Source organism: Stenotrophomonas sp. 1L-E-5-B-C3 (assembly GCF_057292075.1).
In genome coordinates, this window is sequence record NZ_JBXAWS010000022.1 from 37,458 (window position 1) to 60,285 (window position 22,828).

The window sequence follows — 22,828 nt, forward strand, 5'->3', positions numbered from 1 at the left end:
CCACGGCCCTTCGGGGCCGTGGTTTCATGCTCCCAGGGCTACGTCATCTGGCGGTCGCAAAGCGGTCATATCGGCTACATCGCCAGGCCCGAGCATGCCGGAAACCCGGAGGCCCGCCATGCGCTATGCCATCGTCACCGAGACCTATCCGCCGGAAGTGAACGGCGTTGCCCTCACCGTGCAGGGCCTGGAACAGGGACTGCGCGCATCGGGGCATGACATCGACCTGATCCGGCCACGCCAGGCCAGCGAAGCGCTGGATTCGGCACCCGGCACCCTGCTGGTCCCGGGCGCTGCACTACCGCGCTACCCCGGCCTGCGCTTCGGCCTGCCAGCACCGATCCGGCTTGGCCGCCACTGGCAGCAGCAGCGCCCGGATGCGGTCTACGTCGCCACCGAGGGCCCGCTGGGCTGGTCGGCACTGCGCACCGCGCGCCGCCTCGGCATCCCGGTCGCCAGCGGCTTCCACACCCGCTTCGACGAGTACCTGCCCGACTACGGCGTGGCCTGGCTGCAGGCAGCGGCAATGCGCTGGATGCGCCGCTTCCACAACCAGGCCGATGCGACCCTGGTGCCGACCCGCGAGCTGCAGCAGTTCCTGGGCGAGCAGGGATTCGAACGCGTGCGCCTGCTGGCGCGCGCAGTCGACAGCCAGCAGTTCGATCCGAGCCGTCGTGACCCTGCGCTGCGCGAGGAATGGGGCGTGGACGGCAATGGCCTGGTAGCGATCTACGTCGGGCGGATCGCCGCGGAAAAGAACCTCGGGCTGGCCGTGAAGGCGTTCCGCCGGCTGCAGCAGATCCGGCCGAAGGCGCGTTTCGTGTGGGTCGGTGACGGCCCGGCCCGCGAAAAACTGGCGCATGAAAACCCCGACTTCATCTTCTGCGGCATCCAGCGCGGCGATGCCCTGGCACAACACTTCGCCAGCGGCGATCTGTTCCTGTTCCCCAGCCGCAGCGAGACTTTTGGCAACGTGACCCTGGAAAGCATGGCCAGCGGCCTGGCAACCGTGGCCTTCGACTACGGCGCCGCGCGCGAGTACCTGCGCAACGGCGAGAACGGCGCAGCGGTGGACAACGACGAGCAGTTCATTGAAGCGGCGGTGCAACTGGCCGCTGATGATGCGCGGCGCCACGCACTGGGCAGCAACGCCGCGCAGGCGATGAAACGCCTGCATCCGCAGCAGGTGGTGGCCGAGTTCGATGCCCTGCTGGCCGAGCTGGCCCAGTCACGGAGGAGCGGCCATGCGCACCACGCCGCTTGAGCTGCTGGCCGGCCGCGAAGCACGGCTGTGCCGGCGGGCCAACCACTACTGCCGGCGCCGCCGCGTGCGCCGCCTGTTCTCGGTCATCAGCCGGCTCGGCGATGGCGTGTTCTGGTATGTCCTGATGGGCGCGCTGGTGGTGTTGGACGGCTTCGACGGCCTGCGCGCCTCGGTGCACATGGCCGCCACCGGCCTGGCCGCGCTGCTGCTGTACAAGAGCCTGAAGCGCTGGACCCGGCGCCCGCGCCCGTATGCCGCCGACCTGCGCATCCGCGCCTGGGTGGCACCGCTGGACGAATTCAGCTTCCCCTCCGGGCACACCCTGCACGCGGTGTCCTTCACCATCGTCGCACTGGCCTACTACCCGTGGCTGGCGCCGCTGTTGGTGCCGTTCACCGTCGGTGTGGCGCTGTCGCGGGTGGTGCTGGGCCTGCACTACCCCAGCGACGTCCTCGCTGCCACCGGCATCGCCGCGTTGCTGGCCGCGGCCAGCCTGGCCTGGTTGCCACTGCCGGTGTGAGGTGCTTTCCGCCGGGCATGGCCCGGCGCTACCGGTCAGCATACGATTCCCGGGCAACGCCGGGCCAGGCCCAGCGAGCGCAGCGGTCCCTTGGTAGCGCCGGGCCGCGCCCGGCGAGCGCAGCGGCATCCCCGGCGGGCGGATGCCCTAGAATGCAGGCATGACCACGCTGTTCATTTCCGACCTGCACCTGGACCCCAGCCGTCCGGAGATCACCGACCTGTTCCTGCGCTTCCTGCGCGAGCAGGCGCCCACCGCCGATGCGCTGTACATCCTCGGCGACCTGTTCGAAGCCTGGATCGGCGACGACACCCCCTCGCCCGCCGCCGATGCGGTGGCCGATGCGTTGAAGGTGCTGACCGACAGCGGCGTGCCTGCATACTTCATCCGAGGCAACCGCGATTTCCTGCTCGGCGAGGACTACGCACGCCGCGCCGGCCTGCGCATCCTGCCCGACCCGTGCGTGATCGAGCTGTACGGCCGCCCGGTGCTGCTGCAGCACGGCGACCTGCTGTGCACCGATGACATTCCCTACCAGCAGTTCCGCGCACAGACACGCGATCCCGCGTTCCAGGCGCAGTTCCTGTCGCAGCCGCTGGCCGCGCGCATCGCGTTCGCACAGAAGGCCCGCGAAACCAGCCAGGCCCGCCAGTCGGAAATGAAGCAGGGTGATCGTGCGACGTTCGAGAACGTGACCGACGTGGCCCCGGCCGAAGTCGATGCCACCTTCGTGCGCCACGGCGTGGACACCATGATCCACGGCCACACCCATCGCCCGGCCATCCATGCACTGCAGGCCGGTGGCCGTGCCTGCACCCGTATCGTGCTGGGCGACTGGTACGAACAGGGTTCGGTGCTGCGCGTGGACGCCAATGGCTGGACCCTGGATACGCTCAGCCGCGAATGATGGATCGCAGGGTGCCAACCAAGGTTGGCATCTACCAGAGCAGGTGCACGCGCCCTGGTAGACGCCGACCCTGGTCGGCGCCTGGACTCAGCGGAAGGCCGCGATGGTGGCCTTGGTGTTGACCAGCACGCGCTGGTTGTCGGCACTGCTGGCGATGCCCATCGGCACACCGTTGTAACTGATGTTCGGATTGGACCAGTAGTTCAGCCGCGGGCAGCCGGCCGAGCAGTCATAGGCCATGATCGTGCGCCAGCGCGATCCGCTCGCCGGCTCATAACGATAGCCGTGGCCATAGGCGTAGGGCGAGGTGCTGGGATCACTGGCGATGTCGTGCCGTGCACTCTGCAGGTGGCCGATTTCATGGGCGAACGAGTAGTAGCCGGTGGCGCAATCCCAGTACACCGCGGCAAACGCGGTCGATGCGGTGGAACCGATGCCCGAGGCCAACCCGCAATAGCTGGTGTTGTTAATCAGCAGTACGCCGACGTCGGCAGCGGTGTTGTTACGGCTGGTATGGATGCTGTCCATGTAGCCGTCGCTGGTGTTGCGGAAGCGGGTCAGGTCGGTGGTGAAGTTGCCCGACTCGGTGTAGCTGGTGGTCTCGTAGCCGGCCAGCTGCAGGGTGATGCCAACGTTGCTGTTGACGTAGCCCTGGTTGGATTCGGCTACCGCCAGTTGCACCAGCGACTGCATGTTGCCGCCATAGGCCGCCACGGCAGCGTTGGTCGCCACTACCAGCACGCGGATGGTCGCCGGCGTACCGGACGAGGCCTGTGCGATGCCGATGCGATCGTTGTTGCCCATCGGAATCTTCGGCAGCTGGTTGTAGTCGGCCGGATGGTCGGCCGGCATCCGCGACTCGTCCACTTCCACCAGCACATGGCGATTGCCCAGCGGACGCAGGCGATACAGCTTGCCATCCTTGCGGATCGAACCGGTGACGGTGTTGCCCGAACGTACCAGGATCACTGAATTACCAGGATCATCCTGGCCGTTCGAAGTGGCAGCGGTCAGCCGATCGGACGGCGAACGGAACTGGCCATACCAGATGCTGCCGCCATCGGGCAGCGACTCGACCTTGCTGCGCACCGCCTGTACGCGCTGGCCTAGCAGCTCGAACTCCAGCTGTGGCTGCGCGGTGGCCGCCGCATCCACACGTACTTCCTGCACCGTCGCCGTGGACGGCGTCGCCAGCAGTTTCCCCAGGGCGGGTTCACTGCCTGCCGCTGCACGGCTGAGTACCGTCACCGGCTCGAACAACGGTGCGGCATGCGCAGCCGCCGCCACCGACAACCCCAACACCAGGCCACCTGCCGCTTTGCCAATCGATCTGGACAACATTGCGTCGCTCCTTGAATGATGTGAACAGCGTTGATGCAGCACGCCCGGGTTTGCCGGGTCTGGCCATCTGGCCTGCGCGGGTCGTGTGAATTCAATAGAAGATGGGAATGAAAATCAGGAACTGTGATCGACCGCATCTGCGTTCAGTCAGGTCAAAAGCGTCACTACACTTCGCCAACACACCGCTTTCGCGCTACCGTGACGCAGCCACGACGGGGAATGCACATGGCACCACCGCAGGACACGGACGAAGATGTCGGCTTGCTGCGGATCGGCCTGTTCTTCGATGGCACCCGCAACAACGCACACAATCTGGAACGCGGTCGCCCGCAGCTGCCACAGCCACGCCCGGCCCAGCTGCGCGCCGACGACGATTCGACCTACCAGAGCCGGCTGACCAGCAGCTACGACAACGGCCTGACCAACATCGCCCGTCTGCAGCAGCTGTACCCGGATAGCCGCCGCGATACGCTGGCGACTGCATCGCTGTCGATCTATGTGGAAGGCGTCGGCACCCGCGACGATGCAGACGACGACCTGATCGGCCTGGCCTTCGGTATCGGCGCCAGCGGCGTGCGGGCGAAAGTGCAACGCGCGCTGCAGGTGCTGCTGCCGGTCGCGCTGACCGAGCTGTCCACACGCTGGCGGCAACCGCTGCGGCGCGTGCAGCTGGACCTGTTCGGCTATTCGCGCGGTGCCGCCGCTGCACGCGATATCGCCAACCAGTTGCAGGCCTGGGACAACGCACGCTGGCGACAACTGCTGCAGTCATCCGGCCTGGCCTGTGCTGGTGATTTCACTGCGGCAACACCGGCACTGCGCTTCATCGGCCTGTTCGACACCGTGGTTGCGGTCAATGGCGGCCGCGCCGATGAGCAGCCACGGCTGGCACTGCGTACCGGTATCGCCGGCCAGGTGCTGCAGCTGACTGCACGCGACGAACACCGCCAGCACTATCCACTCACCAGCGTGGCGCCTCCCTTCACTGAAATCGCACTGCCGGGCGTGCACGCCAACATCGGCGGTGGCTACAACCAGATCGAAGAAGGCCCCAAGCTGCTCAGTCGTCCACGTCGGCAGCAGCTGCGTCGCACGGCCGTTGCCGATTACCAGATTCCGCCCCTGACGGTGCTGCAGGCGACCACGGCCTATGCCGAAGCGCAGGCCGATGCCGAGCGCTGGCGGCAACAGCTGGGCGCGGACCAGAAGGAAGTGTGGGTCGATGTCTGGCACCAGTGGCAACAGCAGCGTCGTGCAGGCAGCCGCAGCGTCCTGCTGTCACCGGTGCTGTACGTGACTGCTGCGGTGGTGCTGCGCCGGCGCATCGACTGGCGGTACCAGCTGATTGCCCTGCAGGTGATGCAGCAGCACGCACGCGATGCCGGCGTGCAGTGGCGTGCCGATGCAGCCGATGTTCCAGGCTGGGCGCTCCCCTCCGCGCTGCTGCCGATCGCACGGCGACTGGTGGCCGGACAGGCGCTGACCCCGACCCAGGAGGCACTGCTGCGACGGCGCTACCTGATGCAGTCGGCGCACTGGAACTTCGATGCACTGGGCGATACCGCACTGACCTATGCCGCCGATGCCGGGGTGAGCGAACTGCCCTACCGGCCAGGGCCCGGCCTGTTCTACATCAACCGGCCGACCGTGGATGGCAGACGCGTGGTGCTGCCAAACGGGTGAAGCAAAAAAGGGACGGAGGGGATTAAGTCGTTTGAGGCACAAACGACTTAATCCCCTCCGTCCCTTTTCAGCCGGCCTGCTCGACCAGGTTGGCCAGTTCGTCAGCATCGAAGCCGGCCAGCAGGCGCGCTTCCAGATTGAAGGGGCCATACAGATAGCCGCCAGCGTATTCGACCAGCAGCTCCTTGAAGCGTGCGCGCGGCTCGATACCGGCACGGTCGCAATGCCAGCGGAACCAGCGCGAACCCGCAGCGACGTGCGCCACTTCCTCACGCAGGATCACCTCCAGCACGTCGGCGGTTTCAGCGTCACCGACATTGCGCAGTTTCTCGATCATGCCCGGAGTCACGTCCAGGCCACGTGCTTCCAGTACCCGCGGCACCAATGCCATGCGTGCCAGACCGTCATGCGCAGTCTTTTCGCACATTTCCCACAGGCCGTTGTGCGCGGGGAAATCGGCGTAATCATGGCCGTGTGCCTGCAGGCGTTCGCGCAGCAGCATGAAGTGCCGCGATTCGTCGTCGGCACAACTCACCCAATCGGCATGGAACGCCGACGGCAGGCCACGGAAGCGATACACCGCATCCCAGGCCAGGTCGATCGCGTTGAGTTCGATATGGGCGATGGCGTGGATGAAGGCGGCACGCCCTTCCACCCCGCCCAGTCCGCGCCGCGGCACTTCGCGCGGATGCACCAGCACCAGCTTCGCCGGCCGGCCCGGCATGCGGATCGGCTCCGGCGACGGCGCATCGGCCGTCACCTTCAGGCGGCCGGCACGGAACGCGGCCGCATAAGCCTGGGTCAGCGCGACCTTGCGCAGCGGGTCGGCTTCCGCCAGGCACTGCTGCGCGGCGCGCAGCAGATCGCCTCCGACGTCGGGCACGTCAACCACGCCTGGACCTCAGGCGCGGCGCTTGTGCTTGGCGTCATCCGAACGCAGTTGCTGGATGCGCTCGAAGTAGCCCGGCTCGATGCCGGTCGGGTAATGGCCATTGAAGCAGGACGAATCGAAGTTGCGCAGCGCCGGATTGCCCTCGCTCACCGCCGCTTCCATGTCTTCCAGGTCCTGGTAGATCAGCCAGTCACAGCCGAGGTGGGCTTCGATCTCTTCCACGGTGCGGTTGTGCGCGACCAGCTCTTCGGCCGCTGGCATGTCGATGCCGTAGATGTTCGGGTAACGCACCGGCGGCGCGGCGCTGGCCAGGTAGACCTTGCGCGCGCCCGCATCGCGGGCCATCTGCACGATCTGCTGGCTGGTGGTGCCACGCACGATCGAGTCGTCCACCAGAAGCACCACGCGGTTGCGGAACTCCAGGTGGATCGGGTTGAGCTTCCGGCGCACCGACTTCACCCGTTCGCCCTGGCCCGGCATGATGAAGGTGCGGCCGATGTAGCGGTTCTTGATGAAGCCTTCGCGGTACTTCACCCCGAGCACGTTGGAGATCTCCAGCGCGGCATCGCGCGAGGTATCCGGAATCGGGATGATGGTGTCGATGTCGTGGTCCGGGCGCAGGCGCAGGATCTTCTCGCCCAGCTTGATGCCCATGCGCATGCGCGCCTTGTGCACCGAGACGTTGTCGATCATCGAATCCGGGCGCGCGAAGTACACGTATTCGAAGATGCACGGGGTGTGCTCGGCCGGCTCGGCGCAGATCTCCGAGAACAGCTCGCCACGCGCGGTGATCACCAGCGCTTCGCCCGGCTGCACGTCGCGCACGCGCTGGAAGCCCAGCACGTCCAGCGCGGCCGATTCGGAAGCCACGATGTACTCATCGCCTTCGGCGTGGCTGCGCTTGCCCAGCACCAGCGGACGGATGCCATGCGGGTCGCGGAAGGCGACCAGGCCCAGGCCCAGCACCACGCTGACCACCGCATAGCCGCCCTTGCAGCGACGGTGCACGCCGGCCACCGCGCGGATCGCGGCTTCCGGGCTGAGCTGGCGCTGCTGCTCCAGTTCGTAGGCGAACACGTTCAGCAGCACTTCGCTGTCCGAATCGGTGTTGACGTTGCGGCGGTCCTGCTCGAACACCTGCTGGCGCAGCGCCTCGGTGTTGATCAGGTTGCCGTTGTGGGCCAGCGCGATGCCGTACGGCGAATTGACATAGAACGGCTGTGCCTCGTCCATGCCTTCCGAGCCCGCGGTCGGGTAACGCACATGGGCGATGCCGACGCTGCCTTCCAGGGTGGACATGGTGCGTGCATCGAACACATCGCGGACCAGGCCCGTGGCCTTCTGCACCCGCAGGCGGCTGCCATTGACGGTGGCGATGCCCGCCGCATCCTGGCCGCGATGCTGGAGAACGGTCAAGCCGTCATACAACTGCCCGGCGACGTTCTGGTTGCCGACGATTCCGACGATGCCACACATGGTGCGAGGTCTCCGCTGGGCTGTGCCCAGTTACAAGGAAGGTGGCCGTACCTGGCCGCGGTGGTCGCCGCGCGCGCGGTCGACATTGGCCGGATCGCCCGGCTCGATACTGTCCGGCAGTGCTGGGGCGTCCGGACGCACTTCGGCCGGATCGTAGGAATCGCCCTGTTCCGCTTTCGCAGGCCGCAGCCATCCGCTGCCTGCCACTACCTGGTTGAGGATGCCATTATCGCCTGCCGCGCCCGGCTTTCCCAACCCGGCGCCTGCGTTCTTGCCCAACTCCATCAATGCAGATGGGGACAGCGCGTCGGTCGGCAAGGCCTTGGGCAGCAGATCGGCCCCGGGAACCTGCCAGTGCGGCAGCTTGCTGTTCATCCAGGCCACGGTGGGGTTCAGCAGTGGGCGCACCGCCGAACGCTGCCAGGACGGCTCGGCGGTCAGCGGGGTGAAACTGCCCAGCAGCAGCAGGATCGCGGCGATCAGGCCGCCACGGACAACGCCCAGCACCCCGCCCAGCAGGCGGTCCAGGCTGGTCAGCATGCTGCGATGGACCAGGGCCTTGATGACCATGCCGATCACCGCGACCACGATCATCACGCCGATGCCGACCCCCAGGTAGCCACCGACGAAGTGCTCGCCACCCGGTGCAGCCGGTGCGGCCCACCAGTGGGCCGCGTCATTGCCGAAGGCGAAGGCGGCCCACGCGGCCAGCAGCCACGACAGGGTGCCGATGACGATGCCGACGAAGCCGCGCAGCATCCCAAGCAGGGCCGAGGCGGCGATCACGATCAGCAGCACCACGTCGATCATGGCGCCCCGCTCCTTCGGCGGCGCTGGCAACGGGGCTGCGCGTGGGTCATGGGTGCGGTCGCACCATGCCGGCCACGCCGACCTTGGCGGCGACCTGCGCCTTCAGCTGTTCGGCGTCGGCGCGGTTGGCCACCGGTCCGACGCGGACACGATGCAGGGTGCCCTTGTCGGTACGCACCTGCTCGACGAAGGCGCTGAAGCCTGCGGCGCGGACCTTGTCGCGCAGGGCATTGGCATCGTTGGCCTGACCGAACGCGCCCAGCTGTACGGCAAAGCCGACGCCGCTGGCGGCAGGTGCTGCCGGTGTGGTCGGCGCCGTCGCCGGCTTGCTGGCCGCGGTTTCCGGCTTGGGCTCAGGCTTGGCTTCCGGCTTCGGTGCCGGCTTCGGCGGTTCCGGCTTGGCCACCGGGGTGGTGGTGGCGGTCGGCGTGCTCGGCGGCAGGCTTTCGCTGCGCACCGGATTGCCAGTGGCCGACGGCGCGGTGGCCGCCGCCGGGGTGCTCGCACTCGCCGGCGCAGGCGCCGGGGTGGCGGCAACTGCGGCGTTGCTGCCCGTCGCCGCATCCAGGGCAATGACCTCAGCCTTCACATCGGCACGGATCTTCACCGCCTGCAGCCGGGCCGCCTCGGCCTGGGCGCGGTCAGCATACGGCCCGACCCGCACGCGCCATGCCTGGCGGCCGTTGATGGTGGCGCTCTCAGCGAAGCCCGGCAGCTGCGAACGCTTCAGGTAGGCGATCACCGCCTCGGCGTCGGCCTTGCTGCCGTACGCGCCGAAGGTGACCGCGTAGTTGCCGGCGGCCACCGCAGGCGAGGTGTCCACGGTCGGCGGCGTGGCCGGCGCGGCAGCATCCGGCACCGGCTTGGCCTGGCCGGTCTGCAGGCCGGTGGCACCGCCCGCCGGCGCAACCAGCGGCAGTTCGCGGGTTTCGAACTGGCCATCGGCTGGCGCATCCGGCGCGGCGATCGGCACATTGGCCACGCCACTGTCCGGGGCCGGCCCCTTGACCAGCATCGGCAGGAAAATCACGGCCAGCGCTACCAGCACGATGGCACCAATCAGACGCTGTTTCAGAGGCGTATCCACGTGAGGCAGGCAACTGTCCGGGGGTTGCGGTCGATTATACGGGTGCCGGACCGGACGGCGTCGGCGTTGGCTGAACGTGGATCAGGCCGGGTCCCGCAGCCACTGCAGGGCCGCGGCGGCGGTATGGAACGAGCCGAACACCAGCACCCGGTCGCCACGCCGGGCCTGGGCCAGCACCTGCACCAGAGCCTGTTCGACGCTGTCGGACAGCTGTGCGGTGGCGGCAGCGGTATCGGCCAGACGTGCCTGCAGCTGCGCCGCGCTCTGCCCGCGCGGGCCATCCAGGCTTGCCAGGGTCCACTCGCCCACTACGTCCTGCAGCGCCTGCACCACGCCCGCCGCGTCCTTGTCCTGCAGCGCGGCGTACACCGCCAGGGTACGGCCAGGTACCGCCTCGGCCTTCAGCGCGCGCGCCAGCTGGCCGGCCGCCTGCGGGTTGTGGCCGACGTCGACGCGGATCTGCACGCCATCGCGCTCGAACGCCTGCAGGCGGCCGGCGATGCGGGCGGCGGCCACGCCTTCGGCCCACGCCGCGCGCGGCACCGGCTTGTCCAGCGCACGCAGTGCAGCGATCGCGGCACCAGCATTGGCCAGCTGGATCGGCCCGGCCAGCGCAGGGGTCGGCAGCTCCAGGCGGGTACCGACATCGCGCCAGCGCCAGCGCTCGGCATCGATCGGTTCGTAGAAGTAGTCGCTGCCGCCGCGGATCGCGTTGGCACCGACCAGGTAGGCTCGCGCCAGCACGCTCGATGGCGGATCGGTCTCACCCAGGATCACCGGCTTCCAGCCGCGGATGATGCCGGCCTTCTCGGTGCCGATCGCTTCGCGGTCATCGCCCAGCCATTCGGCGTGATCGATGTCCACGGTGGTGATCACCGATACATCGGCGTCGACGATGTTGACCGCATCCAGGCGGCCACCCAGGCCCACTTCCAGCACGGCCAGATCCAGCCCGGCGTCGGCGAACAGCTGCAGCGCAGCGAGCGTGCCGTACTCGAAATAGGTCAGCGTGGTGTCGCCGCGCGCGGCTTCGACAGCATTGAACGCAGCAACCAGCGCCGCATCGTCGACATCCTGGCCATCGATGCGCACGCGCTCGTTGTAGCGCAGCAGGTGCGGCGACGTGTACGCGCCGACCTTCCAGCCGGCAGCACGCGCGATGGCCTCGATGAAGGCCACGGTGGAACCCTTGCCGTTGGTGCCACCGACCACGATGGTGCGCCCGGCCGGTGCACTCAGGCCCATCGCGGTGGCGACGGTGCGCACGCGCTCCAGTCCCATGTCGATAGTCGCCGGGTGCTGGCGTTCAATGTAATCCAGCCAATCGGCCAGGGTGGTCGGGGTGTTCGTCACGGCAGCGGTTCCAGCAGAAACAGGTGGTTCGATGGGATGGATCAGAGAGCGCGGTGCTTGGCTTCGCCGAAGAACGGCGTGTGGTGGGCGCAGTCGTTCAGGCGCACCACTTCCAGGCTGTCCAGATCGGCGCCTTCGAGCAGGTTGAGCGTGGTCGGTGCCTGGCGGAAGGTCCACAGGCGGGAAATCGGCAGGCCCAGCACCTTGCACAGGATCACGCGGTTGACCGCATCGTGCGCAACCACCAGCAGCGTGTCGTGCTCGCCGAGGCCTTCGGTAGCACGGGCCAGGCCACGCCAGCTGCGCTCTAGCACCAGGCGCAGCGATTCGCCGCCGGGCATCAGCACGGTATCGGGCTCCTCGCGCCAGGCCTGCAGGCGCGACGGATCCTTTTCGTTGATCTCGCTGGCGAGCAGGCCTTCCCACTCACCGTGGGCGATTTCCTGCAGCTCCGGCTCGGTCAGCAGCATGTCGGCACGCGCGGCGCCAAGCGCCAGCTGTGCGGTGCGCTGGGCGCGCGACAGCGGCGAGGCGACGGCACGGGTGATGTCCACCGACGCCAGGCGGGCACCCAGTGCCTGGGCCTGGGCTTCACCGATCGGCGAAAGCGGAATATCGATCTGGCCCTGGTAGCGGCCTTCGGCGTTCCACGGCGTTTCGCCGTGGCGGGCAAGCAGGATGCGCATGCGTGCAAGGGGTCCTGGGGGGAGGAGGTTTCCGCGTTTCGTTCACATCCTGTGAAGTACGCGGAACAGGGATGATACCTGTTCGGCGCACCGGGCCGGGCCGGGCATGAAAAAACCCCGCGACGTGGGTCGCGGGGTTTCGATGTCTCCTGGCCATTCCCGCCGAGCATGAACCGTTTTCAATGCCGAGCGGGAGGTTCCGCGCGCATTGCGATGCGCTCATTGCAATGGCGCCCACAGGTCATGGGGCGCGGCTCGGCGCTACAACCGGCGGTCCCCCCCGCGCGGGGACGGCGGATCTTATTTGGCCAGGTTCAGTTCCTTCAGCAGCTGCGGCGCCGGCGCCACTTCCTGCATGATCCACTGCATGTAGCGGCTGTCGACGGCGATCATGCGGGTCATCACCGGGTCGAACACCCAGTTGGAGCTGACCGATTCCCAGTTGCCATCGAAGGCCAGGCCGACCAGCTTGCCGTTGGCGTCCAGCACCGGCGAACCGGAGTTGCCACCGGTGATGTCCAGGTTGGACAGGAAGTTCACCGGCACCGAACCGATGCGCTTGTCTTCCAGGCCACCGTAACGCTTGGCCTTGACCGCATCGAGCAGCGCCTTCGGCGAATCGAACGGATCTTCACCGGTTTCCTTCGCTGCCACGCCTTCCAAGGTGGTGAACGGGGTGTACTTCACGCCGTCCTTGCCATAGCCCATGACGTTGCCGAAGGTGATGCGCAGCGACAGGTTGGCATCCGGATAGACGAACTCGCCCTGGCTCTTCTTGTAGTCGGCCACGGCCTGCAGGTACAGCGGGCGAGCGGTCAGCGATTCGCCTTCGCGGATCTTCTTCTGCTCTTCCTGCTTCAGCAGTGCCGGCATGACCGCAACGGCGTACTGGATAGCCGGATCGTTGCTGGCTTCGAACGCAGCGCGGTCGGCCTTGAACCACTTCAGGCGGGTGTCCAGGCTGCCCAGCTCGGTGCCGCCCAGCTTGTTCACCAGCGACTTCACCGCAGCGGCATCGCTGCCGGCCAGCCACTTGTTCAGCACTTCGTTGTCGCGCTGTGCGGCCGGCAGGGCCACGTACTGGTCCAGCCAGTAGGCCTGCAGCTGCTGGTCCATCTTCGCCACGTAGCGACGGTCCATCTGCTTCAGGCCACCTTCGATGGTGGTCAGGTCGCGTTCCTGATAACCGGCTTCGCGCTCGGCATCCGGCTTGCTGCGCTCGATCGACAGGCGGTACAGGGTGATCGCCGCGCCGACGGCCGAGGTGTTGTTGAACTGGCCGACGAACAGGTCGCGCTCGCGCGTGGACTTGCTGGTGTCCAGGTGCTTGAGCAGCTGCGCGTGCGCGGCCAGGGCCGGCTTGCCGGCAGCACCCTGCTTCTTCAGCCAGGCCAGCACGGCGGCTTCTTCAGCCTGCTTCTGGCCTGCGGCGTCGATGCGCTTGAAGCCTTCCAACTGGCCCAGGTAGTTCTTGGCCACGTTGTTCATGCTGGCGGCGGTCGCTGCGTACTTCACCTTGACGTCGGCGTCGGCCTTGCCGGCGTCGGCGATCATCTTCAGCACCGCGTTGTAGTGCTTGGCGATGGTCGGGTAGGTGAAGCTGGCGGTTTCGTTGAACTCACCGGCCAGTGCATAGCGGTTGGTGCGGCCCGGGTAGCCGGCCACCATCACGAAGTCGTCGGCGCCCAGCGGCTGGTCGGCGAACTTCAGGAAGTGCTTGGGCTGGTACGGCACGTTGTCGGCGGCGAAGGCGGCCGGCTTGCCATCCTTGCCCACGTAGGCGCGGTAGAACGAGAAGTCGCCGGTGTGGCGCGGCCACATCCAGTTGTCGACGTCGCCACCGAACTTGCCGACGCTGCCCGGGGGGGCGTAGACCAGGCGCACGTCCTTGATTTCCATGTTGCGGAACAGGCGGTAGGTGTTGCCGCCGGAGAAGCTGTACAGGCGGCAGCGGAAGCCGGCATCGGCTTCACAGGCGGCGACCTGGGCCTTGTCGAACGCGTCCAGCGCGCGGCTGCGGGCCAGCGGATCGTTGCCGGCGCCAGCAATGGCGGCCTTGGCCTGGGCGGTGACGTCGGTGATCTGGTCGAGCACGAACACGCGGGCGTTCGGGCCGGCACTCAGTTCGTCCTTCAGGGTCGGCGCATTGAAGCCGTCCTTGATCAGGTTCTTCTGCGCGGTCGAATTCAGCTGGATGGCGCCGTAGGCGCAGTGGTGGTTGGTGACCACCAGGCCCTGCGGCGAGACGAAGCTGGCGGTGCAGCCGCCGAGGGCGACGACCGCGCCCATCGGGTCGCCGGTCAGGTTGGCCAGCTGTTCCGGGGACAGCTTCAGGCCGGCCTTCTGCAGCGGGCCGGCGATTTCCGGCAGCTGCTGCGGCACCCACATGCCTTCAGCGGCATGGGTGACCTGGGCCAGCCCGAGGCTGGCGACGATGGAGAATGCAAGCAGGTTCGAGCGCATGGAGCGGCCCCTGGTAGTGGAACCTTCGATTGTAGCCCGCCACCCTGCCCCGCCCCGAACCCCGGAAGTCATGGGCCAGGCGCACCGATGCCCTCCGCCGGGCATGGCCCGGCGCTACCGCTTGCGCGCACCCTCCCCGGTAGCGCCGGGCCATGCCCGGCGAGCGCAGCGGCGTTGTTCGAAACGCCCGCCAGCACACGCCTTTCGTTCCGCCACTGCACCCGCAGCGCAACATGGGAATTCCGCGCTGGCCTCTATAATCCGCGTTTTCCCCCTGATGAGTTCCACCCCGATGGCGCAGCAAACGATGAAGGCCCTGGTCAAGCGCGAAGCAGCCAAGGGCATCTGGATGGAAGAGGTTCCGGTGCCGACCCCGGGCCCCAACCAGGTGTTGATCAAGCTGGAAAAGACCGCGATCTGCGGTACCGACCTGCACATCTACCTGTGGGACGAATGGAGCCAGCGCACGATCAAGCCGGGCCTGACCATCGGCCATGAGTTCGTCGGCCGCATCGCCGAGATCGGCCCGGGCGTGACCGGCTACGAGATCGGCCAGCGCGTCTCGGCCGAAGGCCACATCGTCTGCGGCCATTGCCGCAACTGCCGTGGCGGTCGCCCGCACCTGTGCCCGAACACCGTCGGCATCGGCGTCAACGTCAACGGCGCGTTCGCCGAATACATGGTGATGCCGGCCAGCAACCTGTGGCCGATCCCGGACCAGATTCCGTCCGAGCTGGCCGCGTTCTTCGATCCCTACGGCAACGCCGCGCACTGCGCGCTGGAGTTCAACGTGATCGGTGAAGACGTGCTGATCACTGGCGCCGGCCCGATCGGCATCATCGCCGCAGGCATCTGCAAGCACATCGGTGCGCGCAATGTGGTGGTGACCGACGTCAATGATTTCCGCCTGAAGCTGGCCGCCGACATGGGCGCCACCCGCGTGGTCAACGTCGCCAACACCTCGCTGAAGGACGTGATGAAGGAGCTGCACATGGAAGGCTTCGACGTGGGCCTGGAAATGAGCGGCAACCCGCGCGCGTTCAACGACATGCTCGACTGCATGTACCACGGCGGCAAGATCGCCATGCTCGGCATCATGCCCAAGGGCGCCGGCTGCGACTGGGACAAGATCATCTTCAAGGGCCTGACCGTGCAGGGCATCTACGGCCGCAAGATGTATGAGACCTGGTACAAGATGACCCAGCTGGTGCTGTCCGGTTTCCCGCTGGGCAAGGTGATGACCCACCAGCTGCCGATCGATGATTTCCAGAAGGGCTTCGACCTGATGGAAGAAGGCAAGGCCGGCAAGGTGGTGTTGAGCTGGAATTGACCCTTCGGGTCAATTCCCCCGCAGGTTTCCTTATCCCCGCGCCGTCGGCGCGCCCCCTTGAACAACAAGGGGGGCTCTCCCCCAGCCGGGGTGAGGCATGCTGCTGGAATTGAAAAAGGCGCCCATTGGGCGCCTTTTTCGTGGACATCAGCGAAGGCGCATCAGTTACCGATCGCGACGCTCAGCATCACCCGGCTGTGGGCCAGCTTGCCGGAGTTGTCGCGGCCGTTGCCGTCGGTGCCGTAGTAGCCCAGGCCGACCTTGGCCATCCCGAACTGGCGCTCAACGCCGACATTCCAGTCGGTGTAATCCTTGGCGATGCCGTCTTCAAACGTGCTGCGGCCGACGTTGGCATTCAACGTGAACTCCTTCGGCAGGCCCCAGCTGCCGCCCAGGCCGAAGTACCAGCCATCGGTGCTGCTGTTCCATACATCGTTGGTGTAGGCCACCGTCAGCTTGTAGGTGTCATCCAGCGTGGTGGTGGTGATCAGCTCGTTGTAGTTCTGGCGGCTGGACTTCAGGTAGGTGTAGCGATTCAGCAGCACGTCGAAGTTGACGCGCTCGGTGACGTCCACGCCGTAGCCGATCAGGTAGTCGACTTCGGTCTTGGGATCGCCGGCACCGAAGTCCACGCCCGAGCCCCAGACGCCGGCATACAGGCCAACCGGGCTGGTGTAGGTGAAGCCAGCCTGCAGGGTCGGATCCTCATCGGTCTGCGACACACCGCGGAACAGGTAATCGGAAACAGCGGTGACGTTCCAGCTGTACGGCGATTCGTTTTCCTGGGCGCTGGCGGCGAACGGGGTGGCCAGGGTCAGGGCAGCGGCAATGGCGAGGCAGGCACGGGCGTGCTTCATGAGCGTCTCCGGTGGGGTCGGTGGCGTGGAAGGCGGGAGCGGGCGTAGCGGCCGGAGCGGGACAGCTCCGGTTCACGAATTCTTAACCAGTTTGCTATTGCGATGCAACATGTGCCGGCCGTGGCGATGCCCCGACCAAGCCGGTTGGTGAGCGGCGATGCCCGGTAGAATCAGTGGTTTCCCCGTTCAGAACCGTGCCCACGCCATGACCGACGCCTCCTCCGCCCTGACCCGCCACTATGCCGAGGAACTGGACGCCATCCGCGCCCAGGGCCTGTTCAAGTCCGAGCGGATCATCACCAGCCCGCAGTCGGCCGAGATCACCCTCGATGACGGCCGCACGGTGCTGAACTTCTGCGCCAACAACTACCTGGGCCTGGCCGACCATCCGGACCTGATCCAGGCGGCCAAGGACGCACTGGACAGCCATGGCTTCGGCATGGCCTCGGTGCGCTTCATCTGCGGCACCCAGGACCTGCACAAGCAGCTGGAAGCCCAGATCGCCAGCTTCTTCGGCAAGCAGGACACCATCCTGTACGCGGCCTGCTTCGACGCCAACGGCGGCCTGTTCGAGCCGCTGCTCGGCGAGAACGACGCGATCATTTCCGACGCGCTGAACCATGCCTCGATCATCGACGGCGTGCGCCTGTGCAAGGCCAAGCGCTTCCGCTATGCCAACTGCGACACGGCCGACCTGGAAGCGCAGCTGCAGGCCGCCGATGCCGCCGGCTGCAAGACCAAGCTGATCACCACCGACGGCGTGTTCTCGATGGACGGCTTCATCGCCCCGCTGGACGAGATCACTGCGCTGGCGAAGAAGTACAACGCCCTGGTGCACATCGACGAGTGCCACGCAACCGGCTTCCTTGGCGCCAGCGGTCGCGGTTCGGCCGAGGTGAAGGGCGTGCTGGAAAAGATCGACATCATCACCGGCACCCTGGGCAAGGCGATGGGCGGTGCGCTGGGCGGCTTCACCTGCGCCAGCGCCGAAGTGATCGAACTGCTGCGCCAGCGCTCGCGCCCCTACCTGTTCTCCAACTCGCTGCCGCCGCACGTGGTTGCTGCCGGCATCAAGGCCTTCGAGATGCTGGCTGCCGCTGACGACCTGCGCAGCACCCTGGCCGAGAACACCACCTACTTCCGCGAGAAGATGACCGCCGCCGGTTTCGACGTGAAGCCGGGTGTGCACCCGATCAGCCCGGTGATGCTGTACGACGCACCGCTGGCGCAGAAGTTCGCCGAGCGCCTGCTTGAGGAAGGCATCTATGCGATCGGCTTCTTCTTCCCGGTGGTGCCCAAGGGCCAGGCCCGCATCCGCACCCAGATCAGCGCCGCGCATACGCGTGCGCACCTGGACCGCGCCATCGATGCATTCACCCGCATCGGTGTCGAGCTGGGCGTGATCAAGGGTTGAACAACGGTAGCGCCGGGCCATGCCCGGCGGCTTCCTGATATCCGCGCTGCGCGCTCGCCGGGCATGGCCCGGCGCTACCGAAATGACGCGCTCTGCGCGTCATTTCTTTTTCTTCTTGCCCTTCGGTTCGTCCTTGCTGGCCACCACCACCGGCTTGGCAGCAGTGTCCTGGCCGTTGCCCTTGGCAACGCGGATGCCGTTGGCCTTCATCCAGGCATCGAATTCGTCGGCGGTCATCTTCTTGTCGCCGTTGCTCATCAGGAAGCGGTAGCTGCCGCGACCATCCAGTTCCGGGGTCTTCACTTCCACCACCGGGGTCTCGGCCGGCCTTTCCGCCTTGGCCACTTTCTTGTGGCCGCCACAGGCCGTGAGCAGCACCATCGGCAGCAGCAGGCCTGCGCAGCGCAGGGTTTTGTTGAGGGTCGGGTGGTACATGGCAGGCTCCGTTCGGGAAATTCAACAACCAGGCGCCCCCTACGCCTGGAACGGTGGCCGGCAGTTGCCGGCCGCAGGCGATGATCAGCCTGTTGCAGCGGCCCCCAGCCGCTGCTGGTCGCTGACCTCAAGCACCCGCCACTGGCCCTTGCCGAGATCGCCGAGCGTGAGCTCGCCGATCGCAACCCGGACCAGGCGCAGCACCTGCAGGTCGAAGGCCGCCAACAGGCGACGGATATGGCGGTTGCGACCCTCGTCGAGGACCACCTCCAGCCACGCGGTCTTGTCGCCGCTGCGCAGCACGCGCACGGCCAGGGCGACCAGGAATTCGCCCTCGTCTTCGACACCGGCGCGCAGCGCGGCCAGGGTGTCCTCGTCGGGCAGGCGGTCCACCTGCACGTGATAGGTCTTCTGCGGCCCGGTCTCCGGATCGGTCAGATGCGCGGCCCACTGCGGATCATTGCTGAACAACAGCAGGCCTTCACTGGCCTTGTCCAGGCGCCCGACCGGTGCGATCCACGGCAGGCCGGCACCATCGAAACAACGGTAAACCGTGTCACGTCCACGCTCGTCCTGAGCAGTAGTGACCACCCCGCGCGGTTTGTTGAGCATCAGGTACAGGCGCTGCGGCGCAGCCATCGGCTGGCCGTCGACCTCGATCGGCGGTGCCGGGCTGGCAATTGGAAATTCAGGATCACGGACGATGCGACCAGAGACGCGTACGCGCCCTTCGGCGATCCAGCGCGCGGCCTCGCTGCGCGAGCACACGCCGGCCTTGGACAGCACGCGCGCCAGGCCATGGCGCATACCACTGGAGGCGTTCGGGTTCGCACGCCCACGCGGGGCGTGGGAGCGGGCGGCGGGGGCGGCAGGTGGGCGGCGCGTGCGCAAGCCTCTGCTCCCCGCGTCGCTTACTTCTTGTCGACCGGCTTGGTCTCAGCCGGTGCTTCGGCTGGGGCCGGAGTGGCGGCCGGAGCCGGACGCGCCTTGACCACGCGCACGCCACGCGCCTTCATCCAGGCGTCGAACTCCTCGGCGGTCATGCGCTTGCCGTTCTGGCTCATGTCGAAGCGCCAGGGCGTGTTGTCGAATTCGGTCTGCGGCTTGTAGGCCGCCGGATCGTTCGGCTTCACCGCCGGTGCACTGGGAATGGCCTTGGCGATGTTCTGGCAGCCATCGATGCGCAGTCGCTGCAGCACCTGGTCCAACGACTGCGACGGGTCGTAATTGCCGCTCAGCACGCCGGCCGGCATGCCCAGCTGGTTGCCGCGGATGTACAGCTCGTCAGCCACCGGTGCAATGGTCGTGGCCGGCAACGGCAGCGGCGAGGCGCTGGTATTGACCGAGCAATCGACCGCAGCGTGGGCGGCGGGAACCAGGGCCAGGGCCAGGACGGCGGCCGATGCAGAGCGCAGCATGAAGGGCATCCAGGAAAGGAAGTAACGCGGCGAGTTTAGCAATGCCGCGACAGCTTTCAAGCGCCACTTTCAATGAATACGGCAACTCATTGGTTTTATAAGAAAATTACCGACGAACGGTCGACCACTGACGGGCGATTCCGGGGGTTCTGGACATTCCGGGCTGCAGAAACAACAAGACCCGGCCGAAGCCGGGTCCTGCTGTGTCCTACTGGCAGAGCGTCAGAACTTAGTTCTGGACGTTCAGCTCGGTACGACGGTTCTTGGCGCGACCTTCCGGGTTGTCCGAACCATCCGGGTTGGTGTTCGGAGCAATCGGACGGCTCTCACCGTAGCCGATCGGGCCGACCAGACGACCGGCGTCAACGCCGTTCTTGGTCAGGTAGTTGTACACGGCGGTAGCGCGACGCTCCGACAGCTTCTGGTTGTAAGCGTCGGTACCCTTCGAGTCGGTGTGACCGGCAACTTCAACGCGCAGATCCGGGTAACGCTTCAGGATCTCGGTGGCTTCGCTCAGGATCGCCACGGCGTCCGGACGCAGGTTCGACTTGTCGAAGTCGAAGTTGACGCCCTTCAGGTCGATGGAGACCGGCACCGGGCAACCGTCCGGACCGATGGTCTGACCCGGCTGCGAGTTCGGGCACTTGTCGTCGCAGTTGTTGACGCCGTCACCGTCGTCATCCAGGTCGGCGCAGCTCGGGGCAACCGGAGCCGGAGCCGGAGCAGCCGCGACCGGAGCCGGGCCCAGCGGGATCACGACGCCGACCGAAGCCAGCACGTCGCCGAACCAGCTTTCGTCCTTGGCAGCGACGCTCTGGTCGTCGAAGTCAGCGCGGTAGGCCACTTCGGCGCGCACAGCAACGCGCTTCTCGAAGGTGGTCTGCAGGCCGACGCCGAGCTTGGCGGCAACGTTGCCGTCCTTGCGGTCAGCCAGGCCACCGCCGATCGGGTTGTACTCTTCTTCCGACTTCTGGTAGCCCAGGCCACCGACGATGTACGGGTTCCAGCCGCGGCCTTCCTTGATGAAGTGGCGACGCAGATCCAGCGAGACGCCGTACTGCGACCAGTTCTTGTCCTTGTTCGAATCGAAGTTCGGGTTCTGATAGTTCAGCTCACCGTCCAGCGACCAGTTCGGGCTGATGAACTTGCCCAGACCCAGGGTCACGAACGGAGCGTCATTGGTCAGACGGTCGCTGTCCTGGAAGTTGAAGCCGGCCGAACCGGTCAGGTACCAGCGGTCATCGAACTCCTGCGCGGAAGCAGCCTGGGCAAAAGCCAGACCACCCAGCAGCGCGGCAGTAAGGATCTTCTTGTTCATTGAGTACAGCTCCTATTTCGGGGGTATGAAACCGGTAGAGGCATGGGCCAGCACTACTGCGTCGAAGCTCGACAGCCGATTCAGCACGCCACCGCCGCGAACATTATGCTCAGGCGGGTGAAGGTCATGTTAACAGTCCCGTAACATGTGAAGTGTTGTGCCCGACCCTCCACCGGTCCGACGTTGAAACCCTATACAGGATGATGAAAATCCGCAAGACCCTCGCGCTGCAAGGGTTTGACGGGGTTTAAGTGCGAAAAGCGACATTCTTCGCCACACATTGCATCACGCGATTCAGCGCGTTCGCGGAAAGGTGAGGAACCTTATGATGCAGACACGAACCCAGCCGGAGCCGAGATGAAAGCCGTCGCCCTGAGTCGTGAATCCGCCCCTGCCCTGCACGATATCCATCTGCCTCCACCGCTGCCTCCGGGCGGCCGCGACCTGCTGATCCGGGTCGAGGCGATCTCGGTCAACCCCGTCGACAGCAAACAGCGCGCCGCCACCGATCCGGCCACGCTCGACGCCCCCCGCGTACTCGGCTGGGACGCCGCTGGCGTGGTCGAGGCGATCGGCGACGAGGCCAGCCTGTTCGCCTCTGGTGATGAGGTCTACTACGCCGGCGATGTCACCCGCCCAGGCTGCAACGCGCAGTATCAGCTGGTGGACGAGCGCCTGGTGGCACGCAAACCGACCACCCTCGACTTCGCCGAGGCCGCTGCGTTGCCATTGACCACCCTTACTGCGTGGGAACTGCTGTTCGAGCGGATGCCCCTGCGGCTGGATGACCGTCGCCAGTCCGGCCAGCACCTGCTGGTGATCGGCGGCGCAGGGGGCGTCGGCTCGATGGCGATCCAGCTGGCCCGTCACGCCGGCTTCGAGGTAATCGCCACCGCATCCCGCGAGGCCTCGATCGACTGGTGCAGGCGCATGGGCGCCCAGCACGTGATCGACCACCGGCATCCGCTGCTGCCACAACTGCAATCGCTGGGCATCGATGCGGTGCAGGTCGCACTCAACCTGGCCGACACCGACCACTACTGGGACGAATTGGGTCTGCTGCTGGCGCCGCAGGGACATGTCGGCCTGATCGTCGAACCACGTGGCCCGCTGCGCATCGGCGATCCCTACAAGGCCAAGTGCATCGGCATCCACTGGGAATTCATGTTCGCGCGCTCGCGTTTCGCCACGGCCGACCGCATCGAGCAGCACCGTATCCTCAGTCGTGCGGCCAGCATGATCGATGCCGGCCAGTTGCGCGGCACCCTGAGCGAAACGCTGGGCACGATCAATGCGGCGAATCTGGACATCGCGCATCAGCGTCTGGCCAGCGGACGCACGCTTGGCAAGCTGGCGCTGGCCGGCTGGGGCGAGTGAGCGGTCGGGTAGAAACGCGTCCACACTCGGCTGGGCTCGAATGCTGATGTAGAGCCGAGCCCATGCTCGGCTGGCGGGTGCCAGGCAAAAGCAGCCGAGCGCAGGCTCGGCTCTTGTGTCTTGGATCGTGCCCTGATCAGGCACAATCCCCCGGTGACCCGGGAGGCTCCGATGACGCTGCCTCGGCTCTTAAGCCT

20 protein-coding genes are annotated in these 22,828 nt (G+C 66.6%); 7 read left to right on the forward strand and 13 right to left on the reverse strand.

All coding sequences use genetic code 11. The features are described 5' to 3' along the window. Nucleotides 1–118: 118 nt before the first annotated feature. From AC0Z6F_RS20235 to lpxH, 3 genes are all read left to right on the forward strand, one after another. Nucleotides 119–1,264, forward strand: coding sequence for a glycosyltransferase family 4 protein (locus tag AC0Z6F_RS20235; RefSeq protein ID WP_012510182.1), 1,146 nt, complete (start codon nt 119–121; stop codon nt 1,262–1,264). Continuing rightward, the gene (locus AC0Z6F_RS20240) at nt 1,245–1,784 is read left to right on the forward strand and encodes a phosphatase PAP2 family protein (protein ID WP_004145998.1); all 540 of its coding nucleotides are present in this window, start codon (nt 1,245–1,247) and stop codon (nt 1,782–1,784) included. The genes AC0Z6F_RS20235 and AC0Z6F_RS20240 overlap by 20 nt, the downstream gene beginning before the upstream one ends. 160 nt (nt 1,785–1,944) lie before the next feature. Then, nucleotides 1,945–2,691 carry a UDP-2,3-diacylglucosamine diphosphatase gene (lpxH, locus tag AC0Z6F_RS20245; RefSeq protein ID WP_012510181.1) on the forward strand — a complete coding sequence of 249 codons (747 nt, stop codon included), beginning with the start codon at nt 1,945–1,947 and terminating at the stop codon, nt 2,689–2,691. Between the two features lie 87 nt (nt 2,692–2,778). Here lpxH and AC0Z6F_RS20250 read toward each other — a convergent pair whose 3' ends face one another. Next, nucleotides 2,779–4,032, reverse strand: a complete 1,254-nt coding sequence (locus tag AC0Z6F_RS20250; protein ID WP_012510180.1) for a zinc-dependent metalloprotease — start codon at nt 4,030–4,032, stop codon at nt 2,779–2,781. 225 nt (nt 4,033–4,257) lie between these two features. Between AC0Z6F_RS20250 and AC0Z6F_RS20255 the strand changes: the two genes are divergently transcribed. Further along, nucleotides 4,258–5,715 (forward strand): DUF2235 domain-containing protein, encoded by a 1,458-nt coding sequence (locus AC0Z6F_RS20255; protein ID WP_012510179.1) that lies wholly within the window; start codon nt 4,258–4,260, stop codon nt 5,713–5,715. A 67-nt stretch (nt 5,716–5,782) separates the two neighbouring features. On the opposite strand, the gene AC0Z6F_RS20260 is transcribed toward AC0Z6F_RS20255, so the two are convergent. The 7 genes from AC0Z6F_RS20260 to AC0Z6F_RS20290 form a co-directional block, all read right to left on the reverse strand. Further along, the gene (locus AC0Z6F_RS20260; RefSeq protein ID WP_485618269.1) at nt 5,783–6,607 is read right to left on the reverse strand and encodes a ferritin-like domain-containing protein; all 825 of its coding nucleotides are present in this window, start codon (nt 6,605–6,607) and stop codon (nt 5,783–5,785) included. A gap of 9 nt (nt 6,608–6,616) precedes the next feature. Beyond that, a complete protein-coding gene (gene purF / locus AC0Z6F_RS20265; RefSeq protein WP_012510177.1) occupies nt 6,617–8,083 on the reverse strand; it encodes an amidophosphoribosyltransferase in 1,467 nt (488 codons plus the stop codon). Nucleotides 8,084–8,113: 30 nt separating this feature from the next. Next, nucleotides 8,114–8,893: a CvpA family protein gene (locus AC0Z6F_RS20270; protein WP_004145964.1), complete on the reverse strand. Its 780-nt coding sequence runs from the start codon at nt 8,891–8,893 to the stop codon at nt 8,114–8,116. A gap of 46 nt (nt 8,894–8,939) precedes the next feature. Next, on the reverse strand, nt 8,940–9,980 hold the full coding sequence (locus tag AC0Z6F_RS20275) for an SPOR domain-containing protein (protein WP_012510176.1): 1,041 nt from the start codon (nt 9,978–9,980) through the stop codon (nt 8,940–8,942). Nucleotides 9,981–10,061: 81 nt separating this feature from the next. Further along, the gene (folC, locus tag AC0Z6F_RS20280) at nt 10,062–11,333 is read right to left on the reverse strand and encodes a bifunctional tetrahydrofolate synthase/dihydrofolate synthase (protein ID WP_485618272.1); all 1,272 of its coding nucleotides are present in this window, start codon (nt 11,331–11,333) and stop codon (nt 10,062–10,064) included. 41 nt (nt 11,334–11,374) lie between these two features. Then, entirely contained in the window at nt 11,375–12,019 is a 645-nt protein-coding gene (locus tag AC0Z6F_RS20285) for a histidine phosphatase family protein (protein ID WP_010483945.1), read from the reverse strand. A 300-nt stretch (nt 12,020–12,319) separates the two neighbouring features. Further along, entirely contained in the window at nt 12,320–14,482 is a 2,163-nt protein-coding gene (locus AC0Z6F_RS20290) for a S46 family peptidase (RefSeq protein ID WP_485618274.1), read from the reverse strand. Between the two features lie 307 nt (nt 14,483–14,789). On the opposite strand from AC0Z6F_RS20290, the gene tdh reads away from it, so the two are divergent. Beyond that, complete coding sequence (gene tdh, locus AC0Z6F_RS20295) at nt 14,790–15,812, forward strand: L-threonine 3-dehydrogenase (protein ID WP_032952044.1); 1,023 nt, start codon at nt 14,790–14,792, stop codon at nt 15,810–15,812. A gap of 161 nt (nt 15,813–15,973) precedes the next feature. On the opposite strand, the gene AC0Z6F_RS20300 is transcribed toward tdh, so the two are convergent. Further along, entirely contained in the window at nt 15,974–16,669 is a 696-nt protein-coding gene (locus AC0Z6F_RS20300) for a TorF family putative porin (protein ID WP_012510172.1), read from the reverse strand. Between the two features lie 205 nt (nt 16,670–16,874). Here AC0Z6F_RS20300 and kbl point away from each other — a divergent pair, with 205 nt between their 5' ends. Further along, entirely contained in the window at nt 16,875–18,083 is a 1,209-nt protein-coding gene (gene kbl / locus AC0Z6F_RS20305; protein ID WP_485618277.1) for a glycine C-acetyltransferase, read from the forward strand. Between the two features lie 99 nt (nt 18,084–18,182). Here kbl and AC0Z6F_RS20310 read toward each other — a convergent pair whose 3' ends face one another. From AC0Z6F_RS20310 to AC0Z6F_RS20325, 4 genes are all read right to left on the reverse strand, one after another. After that, nucleotides 18,183–18,518, reverse strand: a complete 336-nt coding sequence (locus tag AC0Z6F_RS20310) for a hypothetical protein (protein ID WP_065722659.1) — start codon at nt 18,516–18,518, stop codon at nt 18,183–18,185. Nucleotides 18,519–18,602: 84 nt separating this feature from the next. Next, nucleotides 18,603–19,409 (reverse strand): pseudouridine synthase, encoded by an 807-nt coding sequence (locus tag AC0Z6F_RS20315; RefSeq protein ID WP_485618279.1) that lies wholly within the window; start codon nt 19,407–19,409, stop codon nt 18,603–18,605. A gap of 20 nt (nt 19,410–19,429) precedes the next feature. Beyond that, the gene (locus AC0Z6F_RS20320) at nt 19,430–19,936 is read right to left on the reverse strand and encodes a hypothetical protein (protein WP_012510168.1); all 507 of its coding nucleotides are present in this window, start codon (nt 19,934–19,936) and stop codon (nt 19,430–19,432) included. Nucleotides 19,937–20,165: 229 nt separating this feature from the next. After that, nucleotides 20,166–21,254, reverse strand: coding sequence for an OmpA family protein (locus AC0Z6F_RS20325; protein ID WP_004145719.1), 1,089 nt, complete (start codon nt 21,252–21,254; stop codon nt 20,166–20,168). A 357-nt stretch (nt 21,255–21,611) separates the two neighbouring features. Here AC0Z6F_RS20325 and AC0Z6F_RS20330 point away from each other — a divergent pair, with 357 nt between their 5' ends. Further along, a complete protein-coding gene (locus AC0Z6F_RS20330; RefSeq protein WP_004145718.1) occupies nt 21,612–22,631 on the forward strand; it encodes a zinc-binding alcohol dehydrogenase family protein in 1,020 nt (339 codons plus the stop codon). The last annotated feature ends 197 nt before the right edge of the window (nt 22,632–22,828 follow it).

Excerpts from the sequence above, each read along its gene's own strand:
- AC0Z6F_RS20325 (WP_004145719.1), bottom strand. The coding sequence starts at position 21,254 with ATGAACAAGAAGATCCTTACTGCCGCGCTGCTGGGTGGTCTGGCTTTT.
- AC0Z6F_RS20330 (WP_004145718.1), top strand. The coding sequence starts at position 21,612 with ATGAAAGCCGTCGCCCTGAGTCGTGAATCCGCCCCTGCCCTGCACGAT.
- AC0Z6F_RS20255 (WP_012510179.1), top strand. The coding sequence starts at position 4,258 with ATGGCACCACCGCAGGACACGGACGAAGATGTCGGCTTGCTGCGGATC.
- AC0Z6F_RS20310 (WP_065722659.1), bottom strand. The coding sequence starts at position 18,518 with ATGTACCACCCGACCCTCAACAAAACCCTGCGCTGCGCAGGCCTGCTG.
- AC0Z6F_RS20240 (WP_004145998.1), top strand. The coding sequence starts at position 1,245 with ATGCGCACCACGCCGCTTGAGCTGCTGGCCGGCCGCGAAGCACGGCTG.
- tdh (WP_032952044.1), top strand. The coding sequence starts at position 14,790 with ATGAAGGCCCTGGTCAAGCGCGAAGCAGCCAAGGGCATCTGGATGGAA.
- purF (WP_012510177.1), bottom strand. The coding sequence starts at position 8,083 with ATGTGTGGCATCGTCGGAATCGTCGGCAACCAGAACGTCGCCGGGCAG.
- AC0Z6F_RS20235 (WP_012510182.1), top strand. The coding sequence starts at position 119 with ATGCGCTATGCCATCGTCACCGAGACCTATCCGCCGGAAGTGAACGGC.
- AC0Z6F_RS20285 (WP_010483945.1), bottom strand. The coding sequence starts at position 12,019 with ATGCGCATCCTGCTTGCCCGCCACGGCGAAACGCCGTGGAACGCCGAA.
- AC0Z6F_RS20250 (WP_012510180.1), bottom strand. The coding sequence starts at position 4,032 with ATGTTGTCCAGATCGATTGGCAAAGCGGCAGGTGGCCTGGTGTTGGGG.
- AC0Z6F_RS20300 (WP_012510172.1), bottom strand. The coding sequence starts at position 16,669 with ATGAAGCACGCCCGTGCCTGCCTCGCCATTGCCGCTGCCCTGACCCTG.
- AC0Z6F_RS20290 (WP_485618274.1), bottom strand. The coding sequence starts at position 14,482 with ATGCGCTCGAACCTGCTTGCATTCTCCATCGTCGCCAGCCTCGGGCTG.
- AC0Z6F_RS20270 (WP_004145964.1), bottom strand. The coding sequence starts at position 8,893 with ATGATCGACGTGGTGCTGCTGATCGTGATCGCCGCCTCGGCCCTGCTT.
- kbl (WP_485618277.1), top strand. The coding sequence starts at position 16,875 with ATGACCGACGCCTCCTCCGCCCTGACCCGCCACTATGCCGAGGAACTG.
- AC0Z6F_RS20320 (WP_012510168.1), bottom strand. The coding sequence starts at position 19,936 with ATGCTGCGCTCTGCATCGGCCGCCGTCCTGGCCCTGGCCCTGGTTCCC.
- lpxH (WP_012510181.1), top strand. The coding sequence starts at position 1,945 with ATGACCACGCTGTTCATTTCCGACCTGCACCTGGACCCCAGCCGTCCG.